Source organism: Streptomyces sp. NPDC020996 (assembly GCF_040641355.1).
Classification (GTDB): Bacteria; Actinomycetota; Actinomycetes; order Streptomycetales; family Streptomycetaceae; genus Streptomyces.
In genome coordinates this window covers 60,916-78,509 of sequence record NZ_JBFADM010000012.1, presented here as the reverse complement: position 1 = coordinate 78,509, position 17,594 = coordinate 60,916, and the positions used below count along the sequence as shown (strand labels likewise).

The window sequence follows — 17,594 nt, the reverse complement described above, 5'->3', positions numbered from 1 at the left end:
CCGAAGCGGACGAGAGGGGCTTCGGCCGTGGCGGATGCCCTGGGGGCGCCTGCCGCGGAGGCGACCGACAGCCCGCCCGGAGGATGCCCTGAGGCACGCCCGCCCGGATGGCCTGTCGCCGCGCGATGCCGTCCTCGACCCGGACGGACCGACGCCGCGCCGCGACGTGGACCGCCCGCACCGGGACGTCGCGGCCGGGGTACCGGTCGCTCGTACCCGGTACGGGCCGGTGCTTCGGACGAGTCGGTCCACCGGTCCATGCCGTGAACGGCTACGTGGAGAGAACGATCGATGCCTTCACGGGGCGTCCGCCAGCAAGCGAGTGATCTCCGTCTGGCGGTCGCCCAGGCCGGCCGCGAACGCCGCCTTGCGTGCGATGTCGCTCTCCATCTCGTTCTGCAGGATCGCGTGTGCCTGGTCCTGGACGTACTTCACTCGCCGGTAGCGACGCTGCATGAACGAAGCGAGCGCGTCCTGGACGCCCTGGCCGAGGAGTTCGTCAGCCAGGACGATGGCGTCCTCCATGGCCATGGCGGCGCCCTGTGCCAGGTGCGGAGCGACGGCGTGGGCCGCGTCGCCGATGAGGACGATGTTGCCCTTGTGCCACGGCGCCGGCAGGAACACCTCCTGCAGTGGCGCCCAGTGGATCTCGCTGTCAGCGGTGATCGCGTCGCGTGCACGGCCGACGAGTCCGCCGAAGCCGACGAGCTTGTCCTTGAGCGTGAGGATCATGGTGGCCGGGTCGGGAACGGCATCCCAGTCGCCTTCCTCGACGACCAGCAGGTACATGGTCTTCTCGTTGAGGTGCAGCACCGACGCCTTGACGAGGCTTCCGTTCCAGTACTCGCTCAACACCATGTCCGGGCACCGGTCGACCGCCACCCGCCAGCACGCGTATCCCGTGGGCACTGGGTCGTGGTCGTTGCCGAACATCAGGTTCCGCAGCGGGGAACGGATGCCGTCGGCACCGACGACGAGGTCATAACGGGCCGTCGATCCGTCCGTGAAGGTGACGTCCACGCCGACGCCGTCGTCCTCGATGCTCTCCCAGGTCGTGCCGAGCCGCACGGTGGCCCCGGCCCTTTCGGCGGCTTCGGTGAGGATCCGGTGCAGGTCGGCCCGCGTCATGGAGACCTGGAACGGTACGTCCGGCGGATCGACCGGCGTGAACTCGGCGGTCAGCCGCCCCTCGGAGTCGTACCGGCGGATTCCGCGGTACTGGTAGCCGTGCGCCAGCACCTCGTCGTAGACGCCGAGGGCGCGCAGGGCCCGCAGCGCGTTCGCCGGGTGGTTCAGCCCGACACCGACGGTGGCGTTCACCGCCTTGATCTCGACGACTTCGACCGTCCAGCCGGTGGACGCGAGCGTGACACCGGCGGCCAGACCGCCGATGCCGGCACCGACGATCAACGCCCGGCGCGGGGGTGTTCCTACGCGTGACATGTCAGCGGCCTCCCGCCGTTGAGGACCATCATGTCGCGACGGGTCGCGATCAGGTCGATTTCCTGTCCTGGTGCGGCGCCGTCCAGTTCGGCGAAGGCGCGGTGCAGATTGGCGACGAGCCGCTCGCCGTCGGTGAGGTGCGCGAAGGGATGTCCGGGGTTCGCGCGCGCGATGTCCAGGGGCGTCAGACCGCGCTTGCGGCCGGCCCGGGCAAGCTCCAGGACGAACTCGAGGTAGGCGATCCCCACCTCGAAGACCTCGGGACCGCAGAGCTCACCGTGGCCCGGCACGACGACCTCCGGCTGCCAGCCGATGAGGGTGCTCAGCACATCGAGGGAGCCGCTGATCGAGCCCGCCGAGACGAGCGGGGTGCTGCCGTTGAAGGCCAGGTCGCCGGCGAACAGCACACCGTGCTGTTCGATCCACACCACGAGGTCACCGGTGGTGTGCGCAGGAGTGGGCATCGCACGGATCTCGACGCCGAGACTGTTCGCCCACCAGGTCACGTGTCCGTCGACGGTGATGGCCGGGCGGGTCGGCCGCAGGTCACCCCAGACGACGTCGGGAAAGGGGCCGGTGGGGTCGGGCACGGTCGGCACGTGCTCGAGCATGGGCTGTCTTGCCCGGGAGTGCGTGATGACCGCCGCGTCCGGGAACAAGTAGTTGCCGTTGGTGTGGTCCGTGTGCCAGTGGGTGTTGACCAGCCCCCTGACGGGCAGCCCCGACGTGGCGGTGATCGTGTCGCGAAAGGCGAGCGTGCGCGCCTCGGTCGCTGTCGTGTCGACCACGAGCACATGTTCGTCACCGACGACGAATCCGGTGTTGTTGATGAACCAGCCGCCGTCGGGCTGGACGTACGCGAAGACCGCGGGCGCGACTTCGTGGAGGGTGGCGTCTTCGATCCTGGTGGTCATTGTGGTCTCTTCACGCATCGGCATCGGCATCGGCATGGCATCGGCATCAGATCGGGGCGGGGACCCAGAGCCCGCTGTCCTGCTGGGTCACGGAGTCGAGCGCGAACAGGTCCTCGAGACCTCCTGCGGTGCCCCACTGGTCGTACCAGTCGGGCGTCGCGGGCCAGATCCGCGGTTGCCAGGCGTCCTCGTCGACGATGCGTTCGAGTTCGGTCGTGTACTCCACGACGTTGCCGTGCGGGTCGGCGAAATAGGAGAAGGTGTTGTCACCGGCGCTGTGCCGCCCGGGGCCCCACAGCGGCTTGTGGCCGTGCCGGACGAGCCGACCGGTGCCGCGGAGGTACTCGTCGAGCCCGCGCATCTCGAAGGAGACGTGGTTCAACGAGACCTTGGTCCGCTGGGCGATGGCCAGGCAGTGGTGTTCCTCCGAACAGCGGAGGAATGCCATCCGGTCCGAGAGCCAGTCCGAGAGGCGAAAGGCGAGGTGGGTGCGGTACCACTCGACAGTGGCGTGTACATCGGTGCTGTTGAGGACGACGTGGCTCAGCTTCCGCGGCACCGACTCGCCCGGTTCCAGGGCCCGGAACGGCTTCGGGCGCACGTCGGAGGAGACTTCGACGAGCCGGCCGTCCAAGTCGAAGAAGCGCATGCCATAGCCGCCACCGGGACTGTCCTGGACTCCCGGCTCGCGGACGATGGGCACTCCAGCCCGGCCGAGGCTCTCGCACAGCGCGTCGACGGCGGTGGCGCTCTTCGCGGCGAACGAGATGACGTCCACGCGCTGCGACGCAGCCTGGCGAAGCCGGATGACGTAAGGCTCGGCGGAGCCGACGGAGCCCAGGAACACGACTCCGGTGTCCTCAGCCACCCTGTAGAGCCCCCAGATGCCTTCGTAGAAGGCGGTTGCCCTCGCCAGGTCTGGCACGCCGAGCCCGACATGACGCAGGCCCGCCAAGGCCGACCGCGCCGCGGTCACTGAGGCCGGTTCTGCTCCTTGGGGTGCCGACGGCGGAAGCTCCCGCCGGACGAACACGGGTGGCTCGACGTCGACGATGGCTCCGCCACCGCCACCGCCGCTGTGCGGCTCGGTCTGGACCATATGTCTCTCCTGAACGGCTGAAGGTGAGTGACGACTGAGTGACGACTGTCTCCGAGCGATCCAGTGATGTCAATTGGTTGACGTCAAGCAGTTGACGCGGAACACTGCGTTCCAACCGAAGGGAGTGGTGCCATGCCCCACGAGGACCAGCAGATCGAGACGACCGAGCGGATCATGTACCTGCTCAACCGGATCCGTGTACACACCGCCGACGTCGTCGCGTCCGCCCTGTCCGACCTGGAGCTGACGGGAACGCAGGCGTTGATCCTCGAGACGCTGTTGGAGAGGGGGCCCACGAGCGCTGCGGAGCTGGGGCGTCGCTGCCTCATCACCCGCCAGGCGCTGAGCGCGCCGCTCAACGCCCTCGAACGGCGCGGGCTGGTGAGCCGCCCCCGGTCCGACGTCTCGGCGCGGCAGCGCCCCAGCAGCCTCACGGACAGCGGCCGGGAGACCGCCGTATCGGTTCGGGAGCGCGTGCTTCGGCTCGAGCGTGGGTCAGTGCAGTCGTTCACCGCGGAGGAACGCGCCGCCCTTGAGGAGTTGCTCCGGCGCTACGCCGACTTCTGGACCGGTCAGGCCGGATCCCGACCCGCGTCCGCCGAGGCGGAAACGGCCGGAAAGGACCTGAAGTGAGCGAGCAGATCTGGCACAACCTCCCAGCGGGCGGGTTCGGCTTCGCCCGCTACCTCGGTGCGCAGGGACCCGACATCGCCCTGGTGGTCGACGGTGACGCCTATCCCCTGTCCGCCACAGGGATCGTCGATGGCCCGGTGGCGGCGCTACAGGCTCTGCTCGGCGGATGGGACGACGTTCTCGACGCCTTGCAGAAGTGGGTCGGGGCCGGACGGCGGACCGGGGTCACGCCGCTCGACCTGCGTCGCCCCGACGTGCTGCCGCCGGTCGAGCCGCTGCAGATCTTCCAGGCGGCCGCGAACTACCGCAAGCACGTGATCGACTTGATGGTCGCCTCGCCGCGGCCGGAGCACGTGCACGAGGACGAAGCACGACGCCGCGAGATCGCGACGGCTCTGATGGATCAGCGCGCGGCTTCCGGCACTCCCACCGTGTTCGCCGGCATGCCCACGAGCGTGACAGGACCGTACTCCGACGTCGTGATCCCGCGGATCACCGCCCAATGCGACTGGGAACTCGAGCTGGCCGTCGTCATGGGGCAACGGGCGCGCTACGTATCGGCCACCGACGCGATGTCCTACGTGGCCGGCTACACGATCGTCAACGACGTGACGATGCGGGATTGGCTCTACCCGACCGGGGACAGCAGTCGCGGTGCCGACTGGCTGGCCTGCAAGGGCGCACCGACGTTCCTCCCGTTGGGTCCGCTCGTCGTGCCGGCCCGGTTCGTTCCGGATCCCACCGAGCTGATGATCACGCTGACACTCAACGGCACGACCATGCAGCACGAGAGCGCCGCGGACATGATCTTCGGCATCCCGCGGCTCATCGAACACACGTCGCGGTTTGCCGAACTGCGGGCGGGTGACGTGCTGCTGACCGGATCACCGGCGGGCAACGGCGTGCACCACGGGCGGTTCCTCCGTGACGGCGACGTGATGACCGGAGCGATCACCGGCCTGGGCGTGCAGGAGACACCGGTGACCGAAGAGAACCCGGTCCGCCCGTGAGCATCGACGTCCACGCGCACGCGCACGCGCCGACCGCCGAGCGGCTGGCGCAGGACATGCCGGGATACCAGGCGCACCTGGCCGGTCTCGCCCGCCGGTACCGCGACCCGAGGACCGCCACGCACATGCGCGGGATCGAGCGCGTCTGGGCGCACAGGCTGAGTGATCTTCCCACCCGCCTGGCCGACATGGACCGCGCCGGGGTGGCCGCGCAGCTGGTGTCCGTCAACCCGGGCCAGTACCACCACTGGGCCGACCCGGTAGAGGCCGAGGCGCTGGTCGTCGCGACCAACGAGGACCTGGCGCAGCTGATCTCCCGCCGGCCGGACCGGCTGGCGGCTCTGGGCCACGTGTCGCTGCAGCACCCCGAACTCGCGGCGGGGCAACTCGACGGCCTGATGCGCCGACCGGGATTCGTCGGCACGCAGATCTCCTCCCATGCGGCTGGGATGGACCTGTCGGACCGTCGCCTCGACGACTTCTGGCAGGTTGCGGAGCAGCACGAAGCGGTGGTCTTCCTGCACCCGCTGGGTTGCCCGGAACTGACCGACCGACTCGCTCCCTCCTATCTGAACAACATCATCGGCCAGCCGGTCGAGACCACGATCGCCCTCTCGCACCTGATCTTCACCGGCGTCCTCGACCGCCATCCGCGTCTGCGCATCTGCGCCGCGCACGGCGGCGGCTACCTGCCCACCTGCCCGGGCCGCAGCGAGCACGCCTACCGGGTGCGGCCGGACAGCCACTCGATGGCGCACCCGCCGAGCTGGTACCTGCGCCGGATGTGGTTCGACACCGTGATCCACTCCCCGGCCGGTGCTCGCGCCCTCATCGACTCCGTCGGGGCCGACCGTCTGGTCGTCGGAACCGACTACCCGTTCGACATGGGGGTCGACGAACCGGAGAGGTTCCTCGCCGAAGTCCAGGGACTCGACGACGCCGACCGCGAAGCCATCCGTACCGACAATGCGCGGCGTCTGCTGGGCAGCCGGTCTTCTCTGCTGACCTCCACCGCGCCTGACAACTGAAGGAGTCCACATGCGCTGGACCGCTTACGAGTCCCCGATGGACGCAACGCCACGCATCGGCGTTCTCGACGGAGACCAGATCGCCGAATGCCCGTCCGCCCGCCGCCTGCTCGACCTCCTTGACGCCGACGGCTCCCGCCTCGTGGCGGCGGCCGACGAGGCCATGTCCGTCGGCCGGCGGTGGCGGCTGACAGACCTGACGCTCGAGGCTCCCATCCCGGTGCCGCCGTCCATCCGTGACTTCATGGCGTTCGAGGAACACCTCAAGCCGATCCTGGCCGCACGCGGTGCGACCATCGACCCCGCGTGGTACGAGATCCCGGCGTTCTACTTCACCAATCCAGCCGCGGTCATGGGGCCGTACACCGATGTCCGGGCCGCGCCGGGCGCAGCCCAGCTCGACTACGAACTCGAGCTCGCGGCCGTGATCGGCCGGCCGGGCCGCAACCTCACCCCGGAGCAGGGGCAGGAGTCGATCGCCGGTTATCTGCTCATGTGTGACTGGAGCGCGCGCGACCTGCAGCGCAAGGAACGCCCGGTCGGGTTGGGCCCCGCCAAGGGCAAGGACTGGGCGACCTCATTCGGGCCGTTCTTCGTCACGGCGGACGAACTGCCGGTCGCACCGGGGGCGCGGACGCCGGACGTTACGCTGACCGCAGCCGTCAACGGACGGCCCTACAGCGAGGGCCGCCTCCGCGACATCCACTGGACCTTCGGACAGATGATCAGTTACGCCTCCCGCGGTACGGAGGTCCGGCCCGGGGACATCATCGGCAGCGGCACGGTGGGGACCGGTTGCATCGCGGACCTGTCCGCGCGGTTCAGCCAGGAGCAGTACCCGTGGCTGAAGCCTGGTGACCGCGTCCGGCTGGATGGCGGTCCCCTGGGCGCGATCGACTGCCGGCTGCTCGACGCGGACCCGGTCGTGCCGCTCGGCTGAGCGGGCCCGCCCGTCATGGTCCGGCGCAGCAGGGCACGCCCGTCTGCGTCCGTGAGTCGGGCGGCCAGGCCCGTCGTTCCGTGCACGTACCGCTGGAAGTCGCAGTCCCATACGGCGGCCACGGCCAGGATGTCGGTCTCGCGGACACGGGGGGCGTGCGGTACGGACCGCCGGCCCACGGCCGCACGTCGTGGCCCGGCCGCGGGCTGAACAGCGTCGCGTTCTGCGCGGTCCGGGCCGCCGTGCTCGGAATGACCCGTCAGCTCGCCGTGGACGGGGCCCGCCTGGCATCCGCGCCCACATCATTGTGCCGGGCATGGTGCGCACGCCCGCCACCGAGTCGGCGTGTGCCGACCCGGGCGGCCCACCAGGCGCTGCTCGCCGCACCTCGTTGGGCGGGGCGGGCCGCCCGGAGGACGTCGTTCCGGTGCACCGTCTGCCTGGTGTCCGACGAGTCGGCGCGGGTGGCGGACGGCGGAAACCTGCCTGTGGACGGCGGAGTGCCCGCCAAGTAGATGGGCCGGCCGGGAACCCGTGCGGGTCAGCTCGTGGAGCGGCGCTTGCGCGCCGTCTTGCGGCTGTCCGCGGTGTCCTGTTCGATCTGGTCCTCCACCGCCCGCAGTGCCCGCACGGTGGCCCCCGCGATCAGGGCGGACGCGAGCTCACCGTCCCGTTCCTCGCAGGCCTGGATCAGCCGTTCCTGGTCGTCGATGCTGTAGGCCAGCCGCCCCGGGCGGGTCAGGCTCAGGTGCCGCAGCATCAGGGTGCGCAGTGCGAGCGAGTCGAGGATCTGCTTCAGGGTGGCGTTCCCTACGATCTCGGTCATCCGCTCCTGGAGCAGGACGTGGCTCCAGAAATACGCGTCCACGTCCCCGGCGTCCGCGAGCTTGCGCATCGCCTCCACCCGGGTGCGCAGCTCGGCGAGCTGGTCTTCGGTGGCTCGTTCGACCAGAAGCCCCGCGAGCATGGACAGCAGTTGCCTGCGCACCTGGTAGATGTCCCTGATGTCGGCGAGGGAGGGAGCGGCTACCCGGGGGCGGCGGCGCGCCTTCATCTCGACCAGGCCCTCCTGCTCAAGGAGCATCAGGGCCTCGCGTACGGGCGTGCGGCTGGTGTCGAATCTGCGAGAGAGGTCGACGCTGTTGAGGTCCTGGCCGGGCTCCAGCCGGCCCTCGATGATGCCGGACCCCACCCACTCCGCGATCTGTGCGACCAGCGGCTCCCGGCGGTCCCGGAGCCGTAGCAGCCGATCCAGCACCAGGTGCGTCTCCTGATCCGACATTCGCCGCGCCCCCTGTTTTCGTACCGTCTCAGTCTCACAACTGTCCGAACGCTGTCGACACTACCCTAGGGCAGGCCGGTTCTCCGCAGTGTCCGCAAACCGGCTGTCGACACCTGACGTGCGGGCAATCGACATCTGTCCCCGGGACGCGGTCACCTGGGGGCCGGTTCGTGCCCGTGTCACGCCACCGTGAAGCATGATGCCGGATGCCGAAGTGCGTACCGGCGACGCCGACCACGATCCTCGCGCTGGCCGGAGGCATCCCTTTCAGGGATACGGGTGAGGCCGAGCTGCCGGCAGTGCGGTGATGAACTGCCTCGCCGTCGGCACACCGGTCAGGCTCTTGAGGGTTTCTCCTCGACCGGGGCACTCTAGGCGGGCCTCGCGAGGACGTCTCCGATCCCGCCCAGCTGATCGTCGAGTTCGGCGGGAGACTCGCCCATACCCGGCACCTGCAGGGCGATTTCGGTGATGCCTCGGCCGGCCAGCCTCGATTCCATGGCGGTCAACTGATCGCGCACCTCGTCGGGCGAGCCCGAGAGCGCCAGCTCGTCGAGCAGGTCGTCCGGTACGAGTCCGGATATGTCACTCCAGTCCGGACGGTGGCCGGCCGCGGCGGCGGCCCGGATGCGCTCACCCGCCGATTCCCAGCGGTGGCCGACGAGTAGTCGGGCGAAACCCGGGTTCGCGAGGTACAACGCCAGTCGGGCCCGGGCGCGCTCCCGGGCGGCGGCGCGGTCGTGGTCGACCGATGTGACGCACCAGGCCAGCAGTTCCGGGGTGTTGGCGCCCTGTCCGGAGGCCACGGCGGGCAGCACCACGTCGTCCAGGTAGGGCTGTAGCAGGGCGAGCGGGTGCAGGGCGATGCCGTCGGCGGTCCGCGCGACCGCCTTGAGGGCGGCGGGGTTGAGTCCCGAGGCGATCACCTTCGGCGGCTCGCCGATCGTGCCCAGGCGCAGCTCGGGGAACGATACGTTGTAGAAGCGACCCTTGAACTCCAGGCCGTCGCGGGCCGTCAGCGCGGCCTTGACCAGCGCTACGTACTCGGCGAGCCGCACTCCGGGGTGATCGAACTCAGCCCCGATCGCCTGCCGGACGGGCGTCGCCCCGGTGCCGATGCCGAGGGTGAACCGCCCGCCGGTCGCCAGGTTCGCCTCGTGGGCCGACGATGCAGCGAGCACCGGGTGGCGGGTCGGTGCGTAAGCGATGCCGGTGCCGAGGTGCACCGTGCTCGTCGCGGCGCCGATGTGCATGGCCCGTAGAACGGCGTCACGGCCGGGAAGCTCGGTGGTCCAGATTCGGTGGGCGCCGCGCCGCTCCAGGTCCTGGGCCACACGGGTGAGCACATCGAACGGGGCGACCGCCAGCACGGCGGAGCGCCTGAGGGCCGACGGGTGATCATTTGTCATGGGTTCTTCCTCGGGTGCGAAGACGCCACCGGCGTCGTCTGCTTCTGTGGAGCCTGGTCAGCCGCCGCAGCGCTCTTCGAGCCACTGCCGGCGATCCCCGCAAGGTCCGCTGGATGTCATGTCGGCTGCCTCGTACGCGTCCCTGATGGTCATGCGGTTGGGCTGGTTGCCCCGGACAGTGACGACAGAGGCTGGTCGACCGTCGCGGTCTTGATCCCGTACTGCTCGATCAGCCGGCGTACTTCCTCGCGCCGACGACGGCGCGGCAGCCGGCCTCGGGACCAGAAGTGCGGCAGCGGCGCCGCCACCAGGTTGGTCACCACCGGTAGGTCAGGGTGGCTGCGACTGGCTTGCAGCGACGCAGTATCCGGCTGTTCGTCATGAGGATGGCTCCTTCGGCTGTCAGGACGAGGGCGCCAGGGGGCACCGTCACCGGCTGAAAATGGACGCTAGTGTCGACACATTGTGGGTGTCAAGTGGTCTAGTTGGTCGGGGCCGCCATATCGGCCAGTGGGGCCTACGATGCCCCTTCCTTACCGTGGATGTGGGAGGCAGCATCGAGGCATCGATCGTCGAGGAGCAGCCGGCCCCTGCGGCGGCGGACATACGCTCACCGGCAAACTGTCGGCACTTGGTCTCGACCTCGCGCACGCTCAAGTCGACGAGGCGCTGCCGCAGGCCCGCCGGATGGCGGCCCGCGAGGGTCGCCTGCTCACCGTCGCCGACCTGGCGGCGCCGGCGGGTCGGGTGGTTGTGAGGAGGCACGGGGTCACTCCGCGGCCGAGGCCGGCTTGACGCCTTCGTAAGCGTCCATGCCGATGAAGAATGCCGAGAAGCGCCAGCATCCGTCCTGTTCGCGCCGCAGCCGGGCGTCGTAGACGACGCTGGCGCCCAGGCGGAGACCGTCGGCGGCCACGGTCACCACGCCGTAGGCGATGGCCGCGGCGACCCCCGTGGCGAGGTCGAGCTCGTCGACGAGGATGTTGCTGATCAGATGCCGTCGCTGGTCGCCCTGCTCGGCGATGATCCGGTCCAGTCGATCGTGTATCTCGACGCGCCCCTCGAACCGGGTGAACGGCTCGGCCCGCCCCTCGGCCACCTCGAAGACCGCATCTTCGGTGAAGCAGCCGGCGATCACATCGATCTGCGCCTCGTCGTACGCGATGCCGAAACGGTAGAACGCGTCCGCGATTCCGGCCCGCGCCGCCAGAGCCTCCGGGCCGAAGTCGGCCCGCTGTAGTCCGCGCATCGCGAGCCGGCCCTGGCGATGGGCCCAGGCCTGTGGGGGAAGTGACATCATCAGCACTCCATGAAGGTCAGTGTCGACAATACTGCCAGATTTGCATTTATTGTCACCGGCAGCAATCGTTTTTGTCGACACTTCTAGACGTGCTCCGGAAGGCGCGGCGCCGCTGCCTGGCCCGAGCAGGGTGCGAGGGCGTCGTGGACGGAGTCTCTGCGCAGAGAGCCTTCAAGCCCGACCGACGTCCAGGCGGACGAGGGATGCGCGGAGTGTTGACACGTGACGGCGGCGGTCCCTAGCCTCCCCGTCTTGAGAGCGCTCTCAAAAACGAGTGCGGACCGTTCTCCCGGCCTCACGACCACCGTTTCCGGCCGTCCTCCGCACTCGGCTGTTCCCCGCACGTGCACGACTCCCCGTCACCGTCGCGTGCCGCGCGCGCCGGCGGTCCACCCGCAGGAGATGCCGCATGTTGAGAGACAGTGCCCCGCCGCTGAGAACCCTGAGACTGCTGAGAACGCTGGGAAGTCCGGGTCCCCGGCGGGTGTTCCGCCATCCGCGCGCCACGGTGACCGGGGTCGTGATCGCCCTGCTCGCCGCCGTCCTGACCGTGCTCACCCCGCACGCCGCCAGCGCCGGCACGGTCGGTCAGGGCAGCTACACCACCCAGCCGCCGGGCCCGCTGCCCTCCGGCTGCTCGGACCTGTCGACCAACCCCCGCCACTGGGTGACCTCGAACGCGCCCTCCGGAGCCGTGCCCACCAACGACTGGTGGTCGTCGATCCTGTGGAAGCGCACCAACTGCGCATACGGCGAGCCGCTGTTCGCCCAGCCCCTCGGCTACCGGGCCCAGTCCGCCGGCCTCGGCGTCTCCTACAGCACCACCCCGGCGATCTCCGGCAGCGCCAAGGGCGTCGGCGAGTACCACTACAACTACGCCGAGGACTTCACCGTCGGCGTCGCGGGTCTCGCGGCCCCCGAGGTGAAGGTCGACGACTGGACCGACTGGACCGTCAGCCCGCTGCTCACCGACGGAGCCCACACGCTGCGGGCCACCATCGGGTCCGGGCTGCCGTTCGCCTACTTCCGCGCCACCGGCGGCGACGCCCGCATCCAGGCCGCCTCCGGGGCGGACGTCAGCGTGTGGTCCCACTCGGGCGAGATGATCGGCTACCGGGTCAACGGCCATGACTACGCGGCCTTCGCGCCGACCGGCGGCACCTGGTCCGTGAGCGGCTCCACCCTCACCTCCTCGCTGGCCGGCAAGGACTACTTCTCCGTCGCGGTGCTGCCGACCACGTCGTCCACCTCGGACTCCGACCGGGCCGCCCTCGCCGCCGAGTTCGCGAAGTACGCGTACGACCACGTGACCGGCACCGCCGTCTCCTACAGCTACGACGAGGCCACCGCCACGGTCACCACGAAGTACCGCTACACCACGACCGCGCTGGAAGGCTCGGAGACCGGCACGGTCGCCGCGCTGCTGCCGCACCAGTGGCGCAACCTGGCCTCCGGCAGCCCCCTGCCGCAGAGTTACGTCTCCTCCCGCGGCCCCCTCAAGATCCTCGCGGGCATCGGGTCGTTCACCACCTCCATGGTCTTCCACGGCGTCCTGCCCGAGGTCCCGGCGGTCGCCGACAGCTCCGGCGCCGACGCCACCACCCTGCAGAACTACCTGAACGCCGAGAAGGCCGACCCGGCCCGGCAGCAGAGCGACGACACCTACTGGACCGGCAAGGGGCTCGGACGGGCCGCGCGCCTGGCGGAGATCGCCGACCAGACCGGCAACACCGAGGTCCGCGACGCGGCCCTGGCCACCATCAAGTCGAAACTCACGGACTGGTTCACCGCCTCGCAGAACGAGACGGGGCACCTGTTCTACTACGACGACAAGTGGGGCACCCTGATCGGCTACCCGGCCTCCTACGGCTCCGACCAGGAACTCAACGACCACCACTTCCACTACGGCTACTACATCGCGGCCGCCGCGACGCTCGCCAAGTTCGACCCGGCCTGGGCCGCCTCCGCCCAGTACGGCGGCATGGTCGACCTGCTCATCCGCGACGCGAACAACTACGACCGCTCCGACAAGCGCTTCCCCTACCTGCGTGACTTCGACATCTACAGCGGCCACGACTGGGCCTCGGGCCACGGCTCGTTCGCCGCGGGCAACAACCAGGAGTCGTCGTCGGAGGGCATGAACTTCGACAACGCGCTGATCCAGTGGGGCATCGCCACCGGGAACAAGACCGTCCGCGACGCCGGCATCTACATGTACACCACGCAGGCCGCCGCGATTCAGGACTACTGGTTCGACACGAAGAACGACGTCTACCCCGCCGACTTCAAGCACAAGGAAGTCGGCATGGTCTGGGGCAACGGCGGCGCCTACTCCACCTGGTTCTCCAGCGCGCCCGAGCAGATCCAGGGCATCAACCTGCTGCCGGTGACCGGCGGCCATCTCTACCTCGGCGCCGACCCGGACTACGTCAAGGCCAACTACCAGGAGATGCTGGACCAGAGCGGCAAGACACGGCCCACCATCTGGACCGACATCTGGTACGAGTACCTGGCCCTCGGCGACGGCGACGCCGCACTCTCCGCCTTCCGCGCCGACAACTCCTTCACCTCCGAGGAGGGCGAGAGCAAGGCGCACACCTTCCACTGGGTCCGCAACCTCGCCGCCCTGGGGACCGTCGACACCTCGGTCACGGCCGACAGCCCGCTGGCGGCCGCCTTCGTGAAGGACGGCAAGCGCACCTACGTCGCCGCCAACGTCACGAGCCAGGACGCGACCGTGCACTTCTCCGACGGCACCGCGGTCCAGGTGCCCGCCGGCCGGACCGTCGCCACCGGGGCCCAGAAATGGAGCGGAGGAAACGCCACGGGCGGCGGCAGCCCCTCCCCGACCGACTCGCCTTCCCCCACCGGCTCCCCGTCCCCCACCGGCTCCCCGTCCCCCACCGGCTCGGCCACGCCCACCGACTCGCCGTCGCCCACCGGCTCCAGCACGCCCCCCGGCGGCGGATCCTCACCGACCCTGTACCTCCAGGCCGGCGGTGAACTGACCGCGGCCCAGGGCGACTCCGGCAGCGTCACGGTGCCCTCAGCGGACGGCAGCAACCACGACGGCACCCCGTACAAGCCGGTCACCTTCACCGCCACCGGACTGGACCTGACGCGCGGCGCGGGCAACACCTCGTTCGACCTGGCGGTCGACGCCGACAACGTGGTGGGCAACGCCGTCCAGTTGCAGCTCTCCTACGACTGCACCGGCGACGGCACCTGGGACCGCACCGAGACCTACCGCTACTTCGCCACCGACCCGATTCCCGGCTGGGAGCACTACACCGAGAGCACGGGGCTCGCCTCCGCCACCGGCACCGCCTGCGACCTGCGCGGCGGCACGGTCCAGGCCAAGGTCTGGAGCGCCATCGGCGTCAAGTCCAGCACCCTGGGCACGGGCAGCCGCTCCGTGCTGCACCTCCCGTACGCCTGATCCGTTCCGCGTGCCGCATCCTCGGGTGCGCCGGCCCCCGGGACGCCATCGCGTCCCGGGGGCCGCGGGCGTCAGTACCCGACGCGGAAGGTGGCGTCCTGCGACTCGGCGGCCGTGGAGACGGGGTCGATGCGCAGGACGTAGTCGGAGTGCCGGATGTAGCGGGTGGGGTAGTTGTGCGAGCGGAACGACGTCCAGGCCGCGTCCGCGAGGCCCGCCGTGCGGTGGAAGGTGGCGTCCGCGGCGAACGTCGACGTGCCGTCGTTGACGTCCAGCCGGAGCTGGTAGTCGTAGTGACGCAGGTACCGGGTCGGGTAGTTGACCGACTGGAAGGAGACCCCGGAGGCGTCCGCGAGGCCCGGGACGAGCTTCCACAGGGTGTCCTTGTACGGGTCGATCGGGTACTCGTCGATCCGGCCCACCCAGTTGGAGTGGCGGACGTAACGCGCCGGGTAGTTGTAGGACTTGAGGCGGTTCCAGGCAGGCGTGCCCCACGCGGCGACCAGGTTGTCGTACTCGGCCGTGCTGATGGCCGTGATGCCGCAGTGCTTGGAGTTGACCGGCTGGGTGTAGGTCCGCTGGTCGAGCGCGGTCCAGGTGCCCGACGCGAGGTCGGTGGACTGCCAGGCGTAGAAGACGCCGTTCGGTGTGTAGGTGTCGCCCCAGAGGTACCAGGTGTTCGACGTGAGGGACTTGACGAGGGTCGGGGCCTCGGTGCCGCCGTGGGCGGCCGGGGTGCTGAACTCCGTGAAGCTCCCGGGGTCCAGGGAGGTGGACCGCGCGCCCACCAGGGTCTGGTTCTTCTTGAAGTAGAGGTAGTTGACCCCGTTCACGCCGACGGCCATGTCGCCGTCGATGACGTCGTAGCCGGGGTCGAAGAAGACCTGGGGCGCCGAGGCGGTGACGAAGTCGGTGGTGTGGTTGACCATGATCACGTTGTGGCCGCTGGAGTTCACCGCGGAGTAGATGAGGGCGTACTGGCCCCGGCCCGCGTCCCAGAACGCCTCGGGCGCCCAGCAGTGCGTGTTCATGTCGTGCAGTTTCAGCCGGTGGTAGCCGGTGAAGGTGCGCAGGTCGGTGGAGTTCCAGACGTGGACGTACTGGCTGACGTAGCTCCAGTCGGTGCCCTTGAGGTCCGTGGCCAGGACGACGAAGGTGCCGTCCTGCTTGCGCAGGACGAAGGGGTCGCGCAGCCCGAGCGCGCCCTCGGTGGGCGTGACGACCGGGTTGTTCTGGTTCAGCGGCGTCCAGTTCAGCGCGTCGGTGCTGACGGCCAGGTGGAGACCGTAGTCGGTGCCGTCGCCGAGGCTGGTCGACTCGGTGAAGTAGGACATCACGTACGCCGAGCCGGCGGCGTGCGCGGTACCGGCGCCGAGGCTCAGCGCGCCGGACACGGCCACGGGAGTGGTGGCCGCCAGGCCGAGGAAGTGGCGGCGGGACGTTGCCATGCGTGCTCCTGGGGGTGTGCGGGGGGCCCTTGAGGACTGCAGGACAGCTGGACAGCTAGCTGTGATCGATATACCGAACGGAGTTCGGGTGATCGGTCAGAAGGTAGGGCGTGGCCATGTGCGCGTCAATCACTTGAGCCGTCTCAGGTGATTTCCGCGCTCACTGGCCACGCCCGTCAACTCCCCTACCGCTGTGTGTAGATGAAGCCGATCTTGTCGACCTCGTCGCCGGTCCGGCCGTGGAACCCGGCGATCTGCCAGCCGGAGGGGGCGGTGCGGGTGACGCAGTCGGAGGTGGTCGATCCGCCGGCCAGGGTGCGGCCGAGGTTGGTGGTGAACTTGGCGTAGAAGATCCTGGTGTGGCCGTCCTTCACGCCCTGGCACAGGTAGGCGGTGGTCACGTATTCGCCGCTGCCCAGTGTGAGGGAGGACGCGGTGCCGCCGGTGCCGCCGTGGGCGAGTGTGGTGCCGCCGCTCAGGGTGACGTTCAGCTGGTCGACGCGGGAGCCGGCGCGCAGGCCGACGGCGGTGGCGCGGGCGCCCGCCGGAACCTTGTCGATGTCGGTGAAGTAGTCGCCGTGCGGGCCGCCGAACTGGTCGCTCAGCTGGTAGGCGGAGTTGCGCGCCCAGGAGAAGCCCACCGCGATCGGGTCGTGGTCGGAGAGCATGAGCCCGTCGTCGGTGAGGAAACCGGCGTGCTTGTTGCCGTAGGAGGTGGCGTTCAGCGAGACGAGCCTGCTGCCGCGGTAGAGGACCTTGTCCACGACCTCGCAGGTGTCGGGCACCGTCGGCTGGGACTGGTCGCACACCAGGGCGTCGCTGCCCTTGGCGGGTGGGGTGCCGCCGCGGACCAGCTGGACCCAGGCGTCGGTGAGGCCGTTGGCGGCGGCGAACTCGGCGATCGTGTCGCCGGTGCGCGTGTAACGGGTGTTGGTGTCGCCCATCACCACGACCGCGTTGCCGGCGGAGTGGGTCGCGATGAAGCCGCTGAGCTGGTTGAGGTTGTCGGCGCGGGAGGCGAGGTCGCCGTCGTTGGTGCCGGCGTTGGTGTGGATGTTGTAGAAGTCCACGTAGACGCCCTCGGCGAGGCGCACGCGCATGAACGTGAAGCCCTTGGGGGTGAGGCAGTCGCCGGAGTCGTACTGGCAGGAGTTCCAGCGCACCCGCTCGAAGTCGTCGACGTCGTAGGGGATCTTGGAGAGGGTGTTGAGTCCGCTGCCGATGCCCGCGCCGCCGCTGGTGGGGGTGCGGTAGGCGTGCGAGGTGTCGCCGGCGTAGAGGGCGGCGTGGTAGTTGAAGTCCTCCTGCACGTGGACGATGTCGTACGGCGCGATGCGCTTGCCGATCTCGGTGGTGCTCGGCTCGCGGGGAGTCGGCGCGCTGGACAGGCTCTCGGGCAGGCCGGCCACGTTGTAGCTGAGGACGCTGAAGGCGCCCCCGTCGGCGGCCGCCGCGGAGGGGGCGGCCGCGGTGAACCCGCTGAGGACGGCGGCTGCCGTCGCCAGGCAGGCGAGGAGTCTGCGCATGGGGAGTCTCCTGGAGCGGTGATAGTTGGGGACATGACAGAACTGCGCAGGGCAGAACTTACCGCCGGTTACCCCTTGTCCGGGGGATGTTCGGGTTACCTGTGAAGGGCTGCCGGGTGTCCC

14 protein-coding genes are annotated in these 17,594 nt (G+C 69.7%); 5 read left to right on the top strand and 9 right to left on the bottom strand.

Annotated elements, in window-relative coordinates:
• Window positions 1–297: 297 nt before the first annotated feature.
• Genes AB0G63_RS11710 through AB0G63_RS11700 form a run of 3 tightly spaced genes read right to left on the bottom strand, consistent with a single transcriptional unit; the run spans window position 298 to window position 3,312 of the window.
• Window positions 298–1,443 carry an FAD-dependent monooxygenase gene (locus AB0G63_RS11710; protein WP_360748011.1) on the bottom strand — a complete coding sequence of 382 codons (1,146 nt, stop codon included), beginning with the start codon at window positions 1,441–1,443 and terminating at the stop codon, window positions 298–300.
• The gene (locus AB0G63_RS11705; RefSeq protein ID WP_360748008.1) at window positions 1,431–2,357 is read right to left on the bottom strand and encodes an MBL fold metallo-hydrolase; all 927 of its coding nucleotides are present in this window, start codon (window positions 2,355–2,357) and stop codon (window positions 1,431–1,433) included. Before AB0G63_RS11705 ends, AB0G63_RS11710 begins: the two co-directional genes overlap by 13 nt.
• A gap of 46 nt (window positions 2,358–2,403) precedes the next feature.
• Window positions 2,404–3,312: a VOC family protein gene (locus AB0G63_RS11700; protein WP_360748251.1), complete on the bottom strand. Its 909-nt coding sequence runs from the start codon at window positions 3,310–3,312 to the stop codon at window positions 2,404–2,406.
• A gap of 276 nt (window positions 3,313–3,588) precedes the next feature.
• On the opposite strand from AB0G63_RS11700, the gene AB0G63_RS11695 reads away from it, so the two are divergent.
• The 4 genes from AB0G63_RS11695 to AB0G63_RS11680 are packed head-to-tail and all read left to right on the top strand — an operon-like array spanning window position 3,589 to window position 7,067.
• Window positions 3,589–4,089, top strand: coding sequence for a MarR family transcriptional regulator (locus tag AB0G63_RS11695; protein ID WP_360748005.1), 501 nt, complete (start codon window positions 3,589–3,591; stop codon window positions 4,087–4,089).
• Complete coding sequence (locus tag AB0G63_RS11690) at window positions 4,086–5,099, top strand: fumarylacetoacetate hydrolase family protein (RefSeq protein ID WP_360748002.1); 1,014 nt, start codon at window positions 4,086–4,088, stop codon at window positions 5,097–5,099. Before AB0G63_RS11695 ends, AB0G63_RS11690 begins: the two co-directional genes overlap by 4 nt.
• Window positions 5,096–6,127, top strand: a complete 1,032-nt coding sequence (locus AB0G63_RS11685) for an amidohydrolase family protein (RefSeq protein WP_360747999.1) — start codon at window positions 5,096–5,098, stop codon at window positions 6,125–6,127. Before AB0G63_RS11690 ends, AB0G63_RS11685 begins: the two co-directional genes overlap by 4 nt.
• A gap of 10 nt (window positions 6,128–6,137) precedes the next feature.
• Window positions 6,138–7,067 carry a fumarylacetoacetate hydrolase family protein gene (locus AB0G63_RS11680; RefSeq protein WP_360747996.1) on the top strand — a complete coding sequence of 310 codons (930 nt, stop codon included), beginning with the start codon at window positions 6,138–6,140 and terminating at the stop codon, window positions 7,065–7,067.
• A gap of 541 nt (window positions 7,068–7,608) precedes the next feature.
• Here AB0G63_RS11680 and AB0G63_RS11675 read toward each other — a convergent pair.
• From AB0G63_RS11675 to AB0G63_RS11660, 4 genes are all read right to left on the bottom strand, one after another.
• Entirely contained in the window at window positions 7,609–8,349 is a 741-nt protein-coding gene (locus AB0G63_RS11675; RefSeq protein WP_360747993.1) for a GntR family transcriptional regulator, read from the bottom strand.
• Window positions 8,350–8,720: 371 nt separating this feature from the next.
• On the bottom strand, window positions 8,721–9,758 hold the full coding sequence (locus AB0G63_RS11670) for an LLM class flavin-dependent oxidoreductase (RefSeq protein WP_360747990.1): 1,038 nt from the start codon (window positions 9,756–9,758) through the stop codon (window positions 8,721–8,723).
• A 149-nt stretch (window positions 9,759–9,907) separates the two neighbouring features.
• A complete protein-coding gene (locus AB0G63_RS11665) occupies window positions 9,908–10,078 on the bottom strand; it encodes a hypothetical protein (RefSeq protein WP_360747987.1) in 171 nt (56 codons plus the stop codon).
• 449 nt (window positions 10,079–10,527) lie between these two features.
• Window positions 10,528–11,139: a nuclear transport factor 2 family protein gene (locus tag AB0G63_RS11660; RefSeq protein ID WP_360747984.1), complete on the bottom strand. Its 612-nt coding sequence runs from the start codon at window positions 11,137–11,139 to the stop codon at window positions 10,528–10,530.
• A 328-nt stretch (window positions 11,140–11,467) separates the two neighbouring features.
• Between AB0G63_RS11660 and AB0G63_RS11655 the strand changes: the two genes are divergently transcribed.
• Window positions 11,468–14,497, top strand: a complete 3,030-nt coding sequence (locus AB0G63_RS11655) for a glycosyl hydrolase (RefSeq protein WP_360747981.1) — start codon at window positions 11,468–11,470, stop codon at window positions 14,495–14,497.
• Between the two features lie 71 nt (window positions 14,498–14,568).
• On the opposite strand, the gene AB0G63_RS11650 is transcribed toward AB0G63_RS11655, so the two are convergent.
• Both AB0G63_RS11650 and AB0G63_RS11645 read right to left on the bottom strand, forming a co-directional pair.
• On the bottom strand, window positions 14,569–15,945 hold the full coding sequence (locus tag AB0G63_RS11650) for a glycoside hydrolase family 43 protein (protein WP_360747978.1): 1,377 nt from the start codon (window positions 15,943–15,945) through the stop codon (window positions 14,569–14,571).
• 185 nt (window positions 15,946–16,130) lie between these two features.
• A complete protein-coding gene (locus tag AB0G63_RS11645) occupies window positions 16,131–17,471 on the bottom strand; it encodes a jacalin-like lectin (RefSeq protein WP_360747975.1) in 1,341 nt (446 codons plus the stop codon).
• Window positions 17,472–17,594 lie beyond the last annotated feature (123 nt).

Coding starts and splice junctions, on each gene's coding strand:
- AB0G63_RS11650 (WP_360747978.1), bottom strand. CDS start 15,945: ATGGCAACGTCCCGCCGCCACTTCCTCGGCCTGGCGGCCACCACTCCC.
- AB0G63_RS11680 (WP_360747996.1), top strand. CDS start 6,138: ATGCGCTGGACCGCTTACGAGTCCCCGATGGACGCAACGCCACGCATC.
- AB0G63_RS11710 (WP_360748011.1), bottom strand. CDS start 1,443: ATGTCACGCGTAGGAACACCCCCGCGCCGGGCGTTGATCGTCGGTGCC.
- AB0G63_RS11675 (WP_360747993.1), bottom strand. CDS start 8,349: ATGTCGGATCAGGAGACGCACCTGGTGCTGGATCGGCTGCTACGGCTC.
- AB0G63_RS11645 (WP_360747975.1), bottom strand. CDS start 17,471: ATGCGCAGACTCCTCGCCTGCCTGGCGACGGCAGCCGCCGTCCTCAGC.
- AB0G63_RS11705 (WP_360748008.1), bottom strand. CDS start 2,357: ATGACCACCAGGATCGAAGACGCCACCCTCCACGAAGTCGCGCCCGCG.
- AB0G63_RS11655 (WP_360747981.1), top strand. CDS start 11,468: ATGTTGAGAGACAGTGCCCCGCCGCTGAGAACCCTGAGACTGCTGAGA.
- AB0G63_RS11695 (WP_360748005.1), top strand. CDS start 3,589: ATGCCCCACGAGGACCAGCAGATCGAGACGACCGAGCGGATCATGTAC.
- AB0G63_RS11670 (WP_360747990.1), bottom strand. CDS start 9,758: ATGACAAATGATCACCCGTCGGCCCTCAGGCGCTCCGCCGTGCTGGCG.